At 61.9% G+C, this 12,859-nt stretch carries 12 protein-coding genes; 7 read left to right on the plus strand and 5 right to left on the minus strand.

Features of this window, described 5'->3' with window-relative positions; translation table 11 throughout:
• Position 1: 1 nt before the first annotated feature.
• Positions 2–1,057 carry an acyl-CoA dehydrogenase family protein gene (locus tag JJE66_RS35460; protein WP_200520439.1) on the plus strand — a complete coding sequence of 352 codons (1,056 nt, stop codon included), beginning with the start codon at positions 2–4 and terminating at the stop codon, positions 1,055–1,057.
• 40 nt (positions 1,058–1,097) lie between these two features.
• Here JJE66_RS35460 and JJE66_RS35465 read toward each other — a convergent pair whose 3' ends face one another.
• Positions 1,098–2,201, minus strand: a complete 1,104-nt coding sequence (locus JJE66_RS35465) for a LysR substrate-binding domain-containing protein (protein WP_200520440.1) — start codon at positions 2,199–2,201, stop codon at positions 1,098–1,100.
• Between JJE66_RS35465 and JJE66_RS35470 the strand changes: the two genes are divergently transcribed.
• The 6 genes from JJE66_RS35470 (at position 2,148) to JJE66_RS35495 (ending at position 7,295) form a co-directional block, all read left to right on the plus strand.
• The gene (locus JJE66_RS35470) at positions 2,148–2,609 is read left to right on the plus strand and encodes a hypothetical protein (protein WP_200520441.1); all 462 of its coding nucleotides are present in this window, start codon (positions 2,148–2,150) and stop codon (positions 2,607–2,609) included. The genes JJE66_RS35465 and JJE66_RS35470 overlap by 54 nt on opposite strands.
• Positions 2,609–2,806 (plus strand): hypothetical protein, encoded by a 198-nt coding sequence (locus tag JJE66_RS35475; protein WP_200520442.1) that lies wholly within the window; start codon positions 2,609–2,611, stop codon positions 2,804–2,806. The genes JJE66_RS35470 and JJE66_RS35475 overlap by 1 nt, the downstream gene beginning before the upstream one ends.
• Positions 2,772–3,755 carry a tripartite tricarboxylate transporter substrate binding protein gene (locus tag JJE66_RS35480; protein WP_200520443.1) on the plus strand — a complete coding sequence of 328 codons (984 nt, stop codon included), beginning with the start codon at positions 2,772–2,774 and terminating at the stop codon, positions 3,753–3,755. Before JJE66_RS35475 ends, JJE66_RS35480 begins: the two co-directional genes overlap by 35 nt.
• A gap of 91 nt (positions 3,756–3,846) precedes the next feature.
• On the plus strand, positions 3,847–5,124 hold the full coding sequence (locus tag JJE66_RS35485; protein WP_246756821.1) for a lipase family protein: 1,278 nt from the start codon (positions 3,847–3,849) through the stop codon (positions 5,122–5,124).
• A 3-nt stretch (positions 5,125–5,127) separates the two neighbouring features.
• Positions 5,128–6,117 carry a tripartite tricarboxylate transporter substrate binding protein gene (locus JJE66_RS35490; protein ID WP_200520444.1) on the plus strand — a complete coding sequence of 330 codons (990 nt, stop codon included), beginning with the start codon at positions 5,128–5,130 and terminating at the stop codon, positions 6,115–6,117.
• Between the two features lie 32 nt (positions 6,118–6,149).
• Positions 6,150–7,295, plus strand: a complete 1,146-nt coding sequence (locus JJE66_RS35495; protein ID WP_200520445.1) for a mandelate racemase/muconate lactonizing enzyme family protein — start codon at positions 6,150–6,152, stop codon at positions 7,293–7,295.
• An 87-nt stretch (positions 7,296–7,382) separates the two neighbouring features.
• Here JJE66_RS35495 and JJE66_RS35500 read toward each other — a convergent pair whose 3' ends face one another.
• The 4 genes from JJE66_RS35500 to JJE66_RS35515 form a co-directional block, all read right to left on the minus strand.
• Positions 7,383–7,724, minus strand: coding sequence for a hypothetical protein (locus JJE66_RS35500; protein WP_200520446.1), 342 nt, complete (start codon positions 7,722–7,724; stop codon positions 7,383–7,385).
• An 83-nt stretch (positions 7,725–7,807) separates the two neighbouring features.
• A complete protein-coding gene (locus tag JJE66_RS35505) occupies positions 7,808–8,446 on the minus strand; it encodes a TetR/AcrR family transcriptional regulator (protein WP_200520447.1) in 639 nt (212 codons plus the stop codon).
• A 15-nt stretch (positions 8,447–8,461) separates the two neighbouring features.
• Entirely contained in the window at positions 8,462–11,572 is a 3,111-nt protein-coding gene (locus tag JJE66_RS35510; RefSeq protein ID WP_200520448.1) for an efflux RND transporter permease subunit, read from the minus strand.
• Positions 11,572–12,681: an efflux RND transporter periplasmic adaptor subunit gene (locus tag JJE66_RS35515; protein ID WP_200520449.1), complete on the minus strand. Its 1,110-nt coding sequence runs from the start codon at positions 12,679–12,681 to the stop codon at positions 11,572–11,574. The genes JJE66_RS35510 and JJE66_RS35515 overlap by 1 nt, the downstream gene beginning before the upstream one ends.
• Between the last annotated feature and the right edge of the window lie 178 nt (positions 12,682–12,859).

The raw sequence follows: 12,859 nt of genomic DNA on the forward strand, positions 1-12,859 counted from the left end.
GATGGATGAACACAGGCTGGAACAAGTACGTGCGATCCGCGAAAGTGCGGCAGCTGTGGCGCCTCGCGACGATAACCTTGAACGTGTGCGCAAACTGCGCTTTGCGCCACTTGGCTTCGACCTCGCCGTCTGGAGACGGATGGCTGAGATGGGCTGGATTGGTCTGCGCATTCCCGAGACCCAAGGCGGGGTCGGGATGGGTCTGATGGAGAGCGTCGCCCTCCATGAAGAGCTCGGCCGGGGACTCGTCCCCGAACCACTGATCGCCGGGAGCCTCGCAGCCCAAGCCCTCGCTCTCACAACCGAGCACGACCTGCTTGCGCGCGTCCTCGCAGGCGAAACCTCGGTGGCGCTCGCCTGGCAGGACCTGCCGGACGGACTCGAGCTGCGCTGTGGCCCCACACCAGCCAGGCTATTTGTCCCGATGACGGGGGCCGCGGAGCTCTACCTCGTTCCGGTCGCCCAAAATGGTGGTGTTCACCTCCTGCTGTTCGATGCCAACGAACTGTCTATCCTTCCACACCTGCAACAGGACGGAACGACAGTTGCAACTGTTCAAGTACCGGCGAGTGGCGGCCGCGCGGTATCAGGCAACGTGAGGGACGAACTGACGCACGCGCTTGATGAGGCTGCACTGGCGACTGCCGCGTACCTGCTCGGGCTCGCACAGCGAGCCTTTGAGATCACTCTCGACTACCTCAAACAACGGCAGCAGTTCGGTCAGCCGCTTGCGGCATTCCAGGCCTTGCAGCATCGGGCAGCCGACCTGATGATCCAACTCGCTTTGACCCGCGCCAGCATCGAGGGTGCGGCAATTGAAGCAGAGCGAAGCTCCAATCCGAAGACACGCACCCTGGCGGTCTCGCGGGCCAAGGCAAGAGCAAGCGACACGGCCCTCCTGGTGACGCGGGAAGCCTTGCAAATGCATGGGGCGATCGGCTGGGCCGACGAGTGTGACATCGGTCTGTTCGTGCGCAAAGCGCTTTCGGCTGCGAATCAGTATGGGTCCGCATTGGCTCACCGTAATCGATTTGCGCGACTGGCGTCGTCAGGATAATGAGCCTCGGGTTCCAAAAGAGAGCCGAGGATGCGAAGGCTTATGTCAGGCCGCTATCGGCCGTAACCCTCTGCACGACTCCGGAAAACTCTTCCACGAGACGAGAAACCGGCCGTTTTGTTCCTTTCAGCAACCGGGCGACGCTTTGCAGGCTCGGTGCGAACGGGCGCGTGACGAGATCATTTGTTCGGGCACTGAGCAGCCCAAGGCCGTCCAGGATCGCGATGCCGGCACCGGCACGAACCAGCTCGCAGGCGATATTCGACTGCGATGCCTCCACCGCGATGCGCAGGCGCAAATTCGCTTCGGCAAAGGCAACGACGATTGCGGCTCCGATCGACAAGTGCGGACCAGGACAAATCACCTGCTCGTCGGCAAGGTCGGGCGCGCTCAAAGCATCCTTAGCTACAAGCGGGTGACCGATCGGAAGCACGCAGCCGAGCCTGGTGGTGCAGAGAATAGTGCTCTCAAGGGACGTATCCCCGATCGGGCCGACGGTCAGGCCGAGATCAGCTCGGCCTTGGGCGACGCGGGTGACGACCTCCGGCCCGGTCATGGTTTGAACGACAACGGAGACGTCCGGCCGGTCGGCGCGAAAGCGCTGGACCGCCTGCGGCACAATGGTGTGACCGAACCCGGTCACGGTCGCGACCGTCAGGAGCCCAGCCCGACCGTCGCGAAGCTCGAGCGCCAGCCGCTGGGTATGTTCGATCGCCGCGAAGACGTTCACAACTTCTGCGAAAAGCGTCTGCGCCTCCGTCGTCGGCTTCAGCCGTTTCTTCTGTCGCACGAACAGCCTGAAACCGAGACGCTCCTCTGCCTGCTGCAACATCCGGCTGACCGCCGGTTGCGAGATATTCAAGGCGATGGCGGCGCTGGTCACCGAGCCTGATTGCATCACGCATCGGAACACGTCCATCTCCCGTACGCTGATCGCCATATATAACCCCAGAGCATGAACTATGATCAAATCGGTATTTGAAACTATGTTACGGGCGGCGGCAACATGGATCGAGACGAATAATGGTTGTCCATGTATTTCCTTGATCGACGCCGGCCCCGCCCGGTCACAGACGCGCTGCGCGCAACGGTGCTCGAGGATCTGCCGGAACTTGATGACATTCGCGATGAAGAACTGCGTCACAAGGCCATCGAGGCCTGGGCCTCTGCATTGGCCGAAACGGATTTTCCGCGACCCACCGCCATTCCCGGAGAGGCGACGCCGGGGGTCTTCGCGCTGAAGAGGGGCAGCCAGGCAGTTCATCTGCGCAGCGTGGCCCGAATCGCGATCGCAATCGCAGACGAGTTTGCGCAGGAATTCCCCGAAGCCACTGTCGACCGCGACATCGTTCTGGCGGGTGCACTGCTGCACTATGTCGGCAAGGCCTGGGAGTTCGATCCCGCCAACCGCAGACGATGGGAAGCGGGCAAGTCGCAGGCCGGCTCGCCCGCACTGCGCATCCGGTCTACGGCGCCTACATCTGCATTGCGGTGGGGCCGCCCGAAGAAATCGCGCACATCGCAATCGGCCATTCCTACGAGGGCGACCTGATGCAGCGCAGCCTCGAATGCCTGATCGTCCATCGCGCCGATCACATGTGGTGGTCGATTGCAGGCGGTTTCGGGCTGGTCAGGCCGGAAACGGCGGGCATGCTGGAAAGCCGGAAAATAACGCCGCGCGGCTTGCGGTCGGCGAAAGACCGGGAGAGACAGGATGACCATGGCGAGAGGGCTGACGCGGCGGGCTAGTCTTGGCCTGCTCGGCGCGCTCGCAACTCCCTGGCTTGCCCGCGCGCAGAGCGACTATCCTAACCGGGTCATCAAGCTGATCGTGCCCTACGCAGCTGGCGGGAGCAGCGACGTCGTCGCCCGTTTCATCGCAGAGCGCATGCGCGAGCGGCTAGGGCAAGCGATCATCATCGAGAACCGGCCTGGCGCGGGCGCGATCATCGGATCGCAATTCGTCGCAAAGTCGGTATCCGATGGATACACGCTGTTGCTCGGCGGCGTATCCACCCATGCGGTAAATCCGCATCTGCGCAAACCCGTGCCCTATGACGGGATTAGCGATTTTACTTCGCTGGGGCTGATCGGCACCGGTCCTCTGGTCGTCTCTGTCAATCCGAGCGTGCCCGTACACAGCCTGCAGGAACTGATCGCCTATGGCAAAGCGAACCCAACCAAGCTCGCCTACGGTTCTGCGACCGGCGTCATCCTGCATCTCGCCGGCGAGTTGCTGAAGAACATCGCTGGGTTCGAGATGCTGCATGTTCCCTATGGCGGCAACGGACCTGCGCTGACCGATGTGCTCGGCGGAAGGCTGCAGGTGATGGTCGACGCCATCGGTAACTCGGCGCCCTACATCGCCGATGGTAAATTGCGCCCTTTGGTCGTCCCATCGCAGCAGCGTACGCCGCTGCTGCCGGACGTGCCGAGTTCGGCCGAGGCAGGTTTGCCCAACTATCAAGTCGAAACCTGGTTCGCGCTGTACGGTCCGGCAGCGATGTCGGACGAAGCCGTCGCCAAAATCAACACCGCACTCAATGCCGTTCTACTGGAGCCCGATGGGGTGGCCCAGTTCGCCAAGATCGGCCTCGAGCCGCGGGCTACGAGCCCGGCTCAAGCGGCAGCGCTGCTCGAGGCGGAATCAGAAAAGTGGGGAGAGGTCATCCGCCGGGTCGGGCTGCAGGTGGAATAGCCACGTGCGCTTAGTGCTGAAGCAAGCAACGCGACGAGTCATAAAGGATCGCAGCCTCTCGAGCTGCACGAAAAAGTGGAGGAACGAAACGATGAAAGCCCTTGCAACAATGAGCGTCGCGGCACTCGCTGTGTGCGCCTCGCCTCTTCCGGGCGCTTCGTACGCCGCAGCGGAGTCGCTGCCCCAGGGCCCGACCGTTGGTGACCAGGATCTGTCGCCGTTCTACCGCTGGAGCGGCGCTCTGCCCGAGAAGCCAGGTCTCATGCTACGCGAAGAGGGCATACCGGATCAGCCCGAGATCGTTGCGGCCGCAACGGCGAAGAGAATCCTGTACACTTCGGTGGATGCAAGATGGCGTTCCGGCATCATTCCTGTCAGCGGCACGCTCTATCTTCCGAAGCAAGCCGCGCCAAAGGGCGGATGGCCGCTTGTTGCCTGGGCGCATGGCACGCTTGGCGGCTCCGACAGGTGTGCCGCATCGTGGAGCAGGCATCGTCCGCGGGACGGCGAGTACATCAACAATTGGCTGGAACAAGGGTTCGCCGTCGTTGCGACCGACTACCAAGGTCTCGGCGGGCCTGGCCCGCATCCTTATCTGTACTGGGAAGCAGAAGGGCGCTCGGTGCTCGATGCCGCAAGAGCAGCGCTCGACCATTCAAACGGAGCGATTGCCAATGCGATCATCATCACGGGTCAGTCGCAAGGCTCCGGCGCCTCGCTCGGGGCGACGCGTCTCGCACCTTCCTACGCACCTGAGCTTAATATCAAGGCAGCGATCGCAACCGGCATCATTTCCGCGTTTCCCGCCGCAGACAAGAAGCCTTCAAGCGAGCAGAGTTTTGCACGTTCAATTCCGCCGCAACTCACCATTCTGATGATGATTGGCGGTGCTCTCGGGGACGACGCAAGAAAGCCGGACGACCTCGTAACTGAAGCAGGGAAGCCATTGCTGCAAGCCGCCCGAGAGGGATGTAACGCGGGGCTTGCACAGGTGGTTCGCAGCAACGGCCTCACTCTGGCAAACAGCCTGAAAGACCCTGAAATCGCGGATCGTGTAAGCACTGTTAGAGACATGAGTCCGGTTCGAATGCCGGTACCGGTCTTTCTCGCCACAGGTTTGGCTGACAAGTCGATCTACCCACGGCACCAATATGCAGCGGTTGCAGCACTCTGCGCTGCAGGGAGCCACGTGGTTTGGAAGACCTATGCTGGCGTGAGCCATAACGGAACGGTGCACGCAGCCTATTCCGACGAACTTGCATTCGTTCAGGCCGCGCTGGCCGGGACCCCGATGCAGTCCAATTGCGCTTCGATTGCCGATCCGGGACCGCCGGGCGAGCCCTTACCCGGTTTCAAATTCAACGATTGAGCCATGCCCCCATTTACGCGAAGAGCGATCGTCGGCTCGGGGCTGGCAACCGCGGTTGCTGTTTCGCCGTTCCTGCGAACGGTCAAGGCGCAGACTTACCCGCAACGGCCTGTGAAAATCATCGTTCCCTATGCGGCGGGAGGTGCCTCCGACATCATTGCGCGGCTGGTTTCACCGGAATTGGAACGTGCGCTGGGCCAGCCCTTCATTGTCGATAATCGCGGTGGCGGCGCGAGCATGGTCGGCACGCAGGCGGTCGCGACCGCCTCAACTGACGGCCATACCATCGGAGTTATCGATAGCGCTTTTGTCATCAACCCTGCCCTGTTTCGCGCGAAGCTTCCCTACAACACCAAAACGGACTTTGTGCCGATCTCGCTTTTGGCGACATCCCCACTCGTTCTGGTCGTACATCCTTCTGTCGCCGCCAATACCCTGCAGGAATTTGTAGCGCTCGCCAAAGCTCAGCCGGGCAAGATCAACTTCGCCTCGGCCGGTCTTGGAACGGCCATTCATTTGGCGGGAGAGCAGCTGCGACAAGCCGCCGAGATCGATATTTTTCATGTGCCTTATCGAGGCGGCGGGCCGGCCATCACCGATCTGATTGGCGGCCAGGTGCAAATGACGTTCGCCACCGTTGCAGCAATCGGACAGCAGGTACGTCAGGGTCTGGTCCGTGCCCTGGCCGTTACAGGGGACGGCCGCGTCGCACAGCTGCCCGACGTCCCCACGATGGCCGAGGCCGGCTTGCCGGCCGTGGACGCCACGCCGATCTTCGGCATGGTCGGACCGGCTGCGCTGCCGCCTCCCATCATCGAGAAGCTTGCACAGGTTACCGAAAAGGCCTTCAGGGACGAGGCACTCCGACTGAGGATAACGGACCTCGGTTTTGTTTCCGTTGGCAGCTCGCCCTCCGAATTTGCGGCACGTATCAATGACGAGATCGCAAAATGGACTCGCATCGTCGAGAAGGGAAATATTCAGCCGGGCTGACCCCTGCCCTCACCTGTACTCAGTGAGCTGCTATGAAAATAATCGAAATTCGTGGCTTCAATCTCAGTTTCCCGCTGGCCGAGCCCATGGGAAACGCCCTCAACGTGTTCCGGAAGCGGGAGGCGTTGCTTATCCAGATATGCACAGATAGCGGCCTTTCCGGGTGGGGAGAGGCAGGCAATTCCCCGCACACCGCAGGCGCCTTTATTCGCGCCCGGTTGGCCGGACTGATCCTGGGCAAGTCGCCCGCCGACTATGGCCGCCACTTTCAATCGATGTGCGGTTGTCTCGGGTATGATCGGCGGGGCGCGGCGATGATGGCGATATCGGCCATCGACATCGCCCTGCACGATCTTGCTGCGCAAATGCATGGAATCAGCGTAGCAGCGCTGATGGGCGGAGCGGTGCGCAACGAGGTGTTTGCTTACGCAAGCGGACCCTTCGTGCGAATGCAGCCCGATCCCTACCGGGAGTATCCGCGCGAGGTCGATCAGTATCTTTCGCTGAACTTCAAAGCCATCAAGCCAAGGGGCGGCGTTGAGCCAAGATCCGATGGCTTGATGGCAAACGCGCTTCGCAAGCAGGTGGGCCCTGACATCGATATCATGGTCGATATCAACCAGAGCTATACCGCAGCAGCCGCCATCCGCGCGACCAAGTTCATGGAGGATGCCGACCTGCTCTGGATTGAAGAACCAGTTCAGCCGGAGGACCTCCCGGGCTATCAATCCTTTACGCGCGCCGCCAAGGTTGCCACCGCGGGCGGAGAGGCACTCGGAAGCCTGCGTGCCTTCCGCGATTTTCTGGCCGCAGGTACCTTCGATATTCTTCAACCCGATCTTTCGATATGCGGAGGTTACAGCGGCTTTCGGCAAGTTTGGGCGCTCGCGCAAGCCTATGATCTGCCCATCATGCCCCATGTGTTCGGTACGGCCGTAAATTTCCACGCCTCACTTCAAATGTCGGCTGTGCTTGAACCACGCCGCGGCGGAGCCTGCGCAGTGTATCCATTCGTGGAGTACGACATGATGGATAACCCGCTCCTGCGCCTCGCCGGCACACCATCGCTTGATCAGCGCGGCATGCTCACGATACCGGAAGGTCCCGGCACGGGCGTTGATTTGCAGCCCGAACAGCTCGAGCAATGGGTCACTGACTCGTGGTCGGAGCGTCTTTAGGAAACTCTTCTGCTGTCGTACGTATCGCACTGCGCAAGCAAGCCCAGATCGAATGCCAGACCGCTCCGCGTCGCGTCAGTACACAAGTCACATCATGGTGCCCGGCATGAAACAGCGGACCCGCGGATGACCATCGATATAGTACTTCCACACCATGGTCCTGCCGGTCTTGTTCGGCTGCGTGACCACGGCGCCGTCAGGGACCAGCACCCACTCATCGTCGATGCGCACACGATAATGTCCGTGATCGGACTTCCAGTCGACATCGGCAATGAAGTATCCGTCTGAGTCCGAACAACATTGCCCGAATTCGCTTTGTAGGCTCTCGAACCATCCTTTCAGGGGCGAATTGGCGTAGCGCCCGTCATCACGCGCCTTCGCAGACGTCGTCAGCAGCATCAGCCCCAGCGACCACACAGAAAACTTCATTCAGGTATTCCTAGTTTTCCGCATCGGCGTGCCGCTTGGTGAAGTCACAAACGCTAGACGGCGATGTGCGGCGACCGAGTGCATCAGGTCCGGCTAAGGCAGACTGTTTGATCGGACCTGCCGAGAGCTTTCAGGATGAAGCGAATCTGGACGCGCAACCCTGCTTCCGGATCTTCGCCGCATTGAAGGCAATGCTCGATCAGCATCGGATGGAAGAACGGCATGAAGGCGGCGTTGACCGCTCGCGCGGCTTCCGCGGCATCTTCGACCTCGAATTCGCCCGCTTGAACGCCCTCGCGTATGATCGCCTCGAAGATTGTCAGCAATCGCTCCATGTGCGCCTTGATGATCGCCCAGTTCTCGTGCATGGCGGCGACAATCAGCTCGTGCATGCGCCTTTCCTTGACCAGCGTCATCTTGTTGTGCTGGTGAACGGCGGTCAGGAGCTTGTCGAGTTTTTCTGTGGCCGGTGCGTTCGAACCTGCGATCGCAAAAGCGATCTCAGTAACCTCCTCCAAAACCCGACCGCAAATGGACTCGTTAATCGCATCCCTGGAGGGAAAGAAGCGGTAGACATTTGCCGGGCTCATGCCGAGCCCCGAGGCGATGTCAGCCACCGACGTCCTGTGGTAACCGACGCGGCGAAAGTGCTCCTCCGCCACCTCCAGGATACGCGCGCGCGCCTCGTCAGAGTCGGTGACCGTTCGGACCGGACGATTCATGGATGCGGCCGAGCCCTACTCGGCAGCCATCGATGTTTGCAATTCCGGTTCCTGCGTCGAATGCTCATGAATCTCATCGGCAGTCGGCTTGATCCGGAACCACACGGCATAAAGCGCAGGCAGGAACAGCAGGATCAGGACCGTGCCGACGGCCGTGCCGCCGATCAGCGTATAGGCCATCGATCCCCAGAAGACCGAGTGCGTGAGGGGAATGAAGGCCAGCACGGCAGCAAGTGCGGTCAGGATCACGGGCCTCGTACGCTGCACCGTGGCTTCGATCACCGCGTGATAGTCGTCGAGGCCGGCGGCAAGGTTCTCCTTGATCTGTTCGGTCAGGATCAGCGTGTTGCGCATCAGGATGCCAGCCAATCCGATCAGGCCCAGAATGGCGTTGAACCCGAAGGGCTGGTGAAAGATCAGCAACATCGGCACGACGCCGACGAGGCCGAGCGGTCCCGTCAGCACGACCATGGCCATCGTCGAGAACGATCGCACCTGCAATATGATGACGATCAGCATGGCGGCAATCATGGCGGGAAAGATCGTCGCGAGCGCATCGTTGGCCTTGGTCGCCTCCTCGATCGATCCGCCCAATTCGATGCGATAGCCGGCCGGCAGCGACGCGATCAGCGGCTGAAGGGCCGTCCTGATCTCCTTGGACACCTCCGGAGGTTGGGTCGCCTCGTTGATGTCCGAGCGGATGGTGACGACGGGGGTACGATCGCGACGCTTCAGGATCGGCTCTTCAAGTTGGACTTCCGAATGTCCGACCTGGTCGAGCGGAATTGGGCGGCCGTCCCGGCTCATCAGCGAGAAATCCGCCAGACGCGTCGGATCCAGCCGCTCTCCGCCGGCGCTGCGCGCTACGATCGGGACATTGCGAATGTCCTCGCGGACCTGCGTCACGGTGATGCCAGTGAGGAGAAACTGGAGTTGCCGGCCCACCTCCGTTGGCGAAAGGCCGATGAGGTTCAGTCGATCCTGATCCGGGATGAAGCGGAGCACGGGCGTGCGATCACCCCAGTCGCGGTTCGCTTGGCGCACATCGGGAACACCACGCATGATACCGAGGGCTTTTTCGGAGATGGCGTACAATTGCGCCGGATCAGGCCCCGTGACCCGAAACTCGACCGGGAATGGCGTGTAGGGTCCGAACACGAGCTGCGTGACGCGCACATTGGCCTCAGGTGCGAGCCCCTGTGACACCGCCTGTCGGAGCCGGTGCTTGAGATCTTCGCGCGCCTCCGCATCCGGCGTCAGCACGACGATTTTGGCGAAGGCCGGATCAGGCAGTTCCGGGGCCATCGCGAAGAAGAAGCGCGGCGCGCCCTGGCCGATATAGCTCGTGACGATCTTCGCCTCGGGCTGATCGTGCAGCCAGCGCTCGAGCTTCTCGGCTGCGGCGGTGGTCGTCTCGATGCTGGTGCCTTCCGGCAGACGAACCTCCACCAGCACTTCGGGGCGGTCGGAGGTCGGGAAGAACTGCTGCTTGACGCCGCCCATGCCGACGATCGACAACGCGAAAGCGACGGCAACGATGCCACTGGTTACGAACTTGTGGCGCACGGCGAACGTAATGACCGCGCGCAGGCGCCGATAATTCGGCGTACCGTAAATCGCGTGGTGACCACCTTCGATCGGTTGGATCGCTGGCAGCATCTTGACACCCAGATAGGGCGTGAAGACCACCGCGACGATCCAGGAGACGATGAGGGCGAATCCCACGACCCAGAAGATGTTGCCGGCGTATTCGCCGGCCGTCGAGCGCGCGAAGCCCACCGGCAGGAAGCCGGCGATCGTCACCAGTGTTCCCGACAGCATCGGCGCCGCCGTGTGGCTCCACGCATAGGCCGCCGCCCGGATGCGGTCCATGCCCTCTTCCATTTTCACCACCATCACCTCGATGGCGATGATGGCGTCGTCCACGAGAAGACCAAGCGCCAGGATGAGGGCACCCAGCGTGATGCGGTCGAAGAACCGGCCGGTCTCCAGCATGATGAGAAACACGACGGCAAGGGTCAGAGGAACGGCAGCCGCGACCACGATGCCGACGCGCCAGCCGAGGCTGAGCAGGCTCACCAGCAGCACCACGCCGAGCGCCATCGCGAACTTCATCATGAATTCGTCGACGGCCGAACTGATGTTGACGGCCTGGTCGCTGACCTTGGCCAGAGACATCCCGAGTGGCAGCGTCCGGGAGATCGCTGCGGACCTCTCCTCCAGCGCCTTGCCGAGCGCGAGGCCATTCCAGCCCTCTTGCATGACCGCCGCGAGCATGATGGACGGCTCGCCTTGGTGCCGGATGAGATAGGTCGGAGGATCCTCGTAACCGCGGCGGACTGCGGCGATGTCGGAGAGTTTCAGGGTCCGCCCCGCAGCGACGATCGGGGCGTCGGCGATCGCCTGGACGCTGTCATAGGCACCATCGACCCGGATGAAGACCTGCGGCCCCCTGGTGTCGATCGAGCCGGCCGGCGTGACGGTGTTCTGCCGCTGCAAGGCGGCAACGATATCCTGTGCCGACATACCGAGCGTTGCCAGCTTGGGATAGGAAAACTCGACGAAGATTTGCTCGGGACGTTCCCCGAGGATGTTGATCTTCTTGACGCCGGGCACGTGCAGGAGGTCCTGGCGAATGGTCTCGGCTTGCCTGGCGAGCTCCCGCATCGGCATGCCTTTCGCCTTGAGGGCATAAAGGGCGAAGCTCACGTCCGAATATTCGTCGTTGACGAAGGGGCCAAGCACACCGGACGGCAGCTTGCGCGCTTCATCCCCGAGCTTCTTGCGGGCCTGGTAGAACTCCTCCTGCACGACGGACGGCGGCGTGCTGTCCTTCAGCGTCACCGTCATGTAGGCATAACCCGGCCGCGTGGTCGTCTCCACGCGGTCGTACCAGGTCAGCTCCTGAATCCGCTTCTCCAGGGGTTCGGCGACCTGGTCCTGCATCTCGCGCGCTGTCGCGCCGGGCCACACCGTCGTGACCGTCAGGGTCTTGATCGTGAAGGAGGGATCCTCCGCGCGGCCGAGCTTGAAGAAGGCGTAGGCGCCCGCGGCCGCCAGCAGGAGGATGAAGAACAGGGTGACGGCTCGTTCGCGAACGGCGACCGCGGAGAGATTGAGGCTCATCAGTTGCTCCTGCTTTCGGAGGCAGTCCTGACGCGCGCGCCTTCTTGCAGGAGGTGAGCGCCCAGCGAAACGACCCGATCACCTGAGCTCAACCCGGAGATAACGGCAGTTTCGCTCGTCACACGCACAAGCTTGATGGGCTGAAAGTGTACAGCCGAGATGCCGCTGTCGAAGACCCAAACGCCGGTCTTTGTGCCGTCATCGAGCACGGCTCCCAGCGGGACCTGGACTTCCGGGAGAGTCTCCTGGCTTGCAAGCCGAATGGTGACCGTCGCGCCAAGAGGTGCCGCCGCGGCCTCGCCGTCGAGCACATAGCGGGCCTCGTAGGTACGGGTCTGGACATCGGCGGAATCCGACAACTGCCGGAGATGCGCAGTAAAGCGGCGTCCATCGCTCCCATACAGGCTCGCCTCGGCGAGCGAGCCGATCGCCGGCCGCATCGTTTCGGGAAGCGCGACCACAGCTTCGCGAGGACCGGACTGTGCGAGTCGAACGACCGTCTGGCCCGCGGAGACCACTTGTCCCGGCTCGCCAAGCGTTTGCATGACCGTTCCGTCCGCGTCGGCCACCAGGACCGAATAGGTCGCCTGGTTCTCGGCGACGCGCGCGTCGGCTTCGGCCGCGGCGAGTTGCGCGTTGGCGGTGTCCGAGGCGGCTTTCGCCTGCTCGTACCGCTGTCGGGACGTCCATCCGTCGTTGACCAGGTTGGCATATCGCTTCTCATCCGCGTCGGTCTGAACGACGGTTGCGCGCGCTGCGACGACGGCGTTGCGTTTCGCCGCGAGTGCAAGGCGGAGATCGGTTTCGTCGATGCGCAGCAGCGGCTCGCCGGCTTTGACCTGCTGACCGACATTCACCAGGCGTTCCACGATCTTGCCGGCGACGCGAAAACCGAGATTGCTTTCCACCCGCGCCCCGACAACGCCGGTGAAGCCGCGTTCGGATCCGGCCACTCGCGCTGCCGTCACCAGGTTGACGATCGGTAGCTCTTGTCTCGGATCGCTCAGGGCAGAGGCCCTTTGGGTGGGAATGCCAAAAGTAACGAAGGCAGCCGCCCCGGACGCGGCGAGCACGACACCGGCCAAAACCGCAAATCTCTTCTTTCCCATGTCGAACTCCCGCCTTCGTTTAGATTGCTTTCAAACTCTATAATCCAGAATAGAGTTCGATCGCAATCTATATAAGAGCGAATTCACGGAACCGTGATCATGACGAGAACTCACCATCTCGTTGTAGGAGCTTTCGCCGCGGGAACGACCCCTTGATAGATTGCGTTCAGCCTCTAAC

Source organism: Bradyrhizobium diazoefficiens, from assembly GCF_016612535.1.
GTDB classification, from domain to species: Bacteria; Pseudomonadota; Alphaproteobacteria; order Rhizobiales; family Xanthobacteraceae; genus Bradyrhizobium; species Bradyrhizobium diazoefficiens_C.

What these genes read in the sequence shown, in the direction of transcription:
- JJE66_RS35460 (WP_200520439.1), top strand. Translation starts at nt 2, where the DNA reads ATGGATGAACACAGGCTGGAACAAGTACGTGCGATCCGCGAAAGTGCG.
- JJE66_RS35475 (WP_200520442.1), top strand. Translation starts at nt 2,609, where the DNA reads ATGCAGCGCAGCCTCGAATGCCTGATCGTCCATCGCGCCGATCACATG.
- JJE66_RS35480 (WP_200520443.1), top strand. Translation starts at nt 2,772, where the DNA reads ATGACCATGGCGAGAGGGCTGACGCGGCGGGCTAGTCTTGGCCTGCTC.
- JJE66_RS35485 (WP_246756821.1), top strand. Translation starts at nt 3,847, where the DNA reads ATGAAAGCCCTTGCAACAATGAGCGTCGCGGCACTCGCTGTGTGCGCC.
- JJE66_RS35490 (WP_200520444.1), top strand. Translation starts at nt 5,128, where the DNA reads ATGCCCCCATTTACGCGAAGAGCGATCGTCGGCTCGGGGCTGGCAACC.
- JJE66_RS35495 (WP_200520445.1), top strand. Translation starts at nt 6,150, where the DNA reads ATGAAAATAATCGAAATTCGTGGCTTCAATCTCAGTTTCCCGCTGGCC.
- JJE66_RS35500 (WP_200520446.1), bottom strand. Translation starts at nt 7,724, where the DNA reads ATGAAGTTTTCTGTGTGGTCGCTGGGGCTGATGCTGCTGACGACGTCT.
- JJE66_RS35505 (WP_200520447.1), bottom strand. Translation starts at nt 8,446, where the DNA reads ATGAATCGTCCGGTCCGAACGGTCACCGACTCTGACGAGGCGCGCGCG.
- JJE66_RS35510 (WP_200520448.1), bottom strand. Translation starts at nt 11,572, where the DNA reads ATGAGCCTCAATCTCTCCGCGGTCGCCGTTCGCGAACGAGCCGTCACC.
- JJE66_RS35515 (WP_200520449.1), bottom strand. Translation starts at nt 12,681, where the DNA reads ATGGGAAAGAAGAGATTTGCGGTTTTGGCCGGTGTCGTGCTCGCCGCG.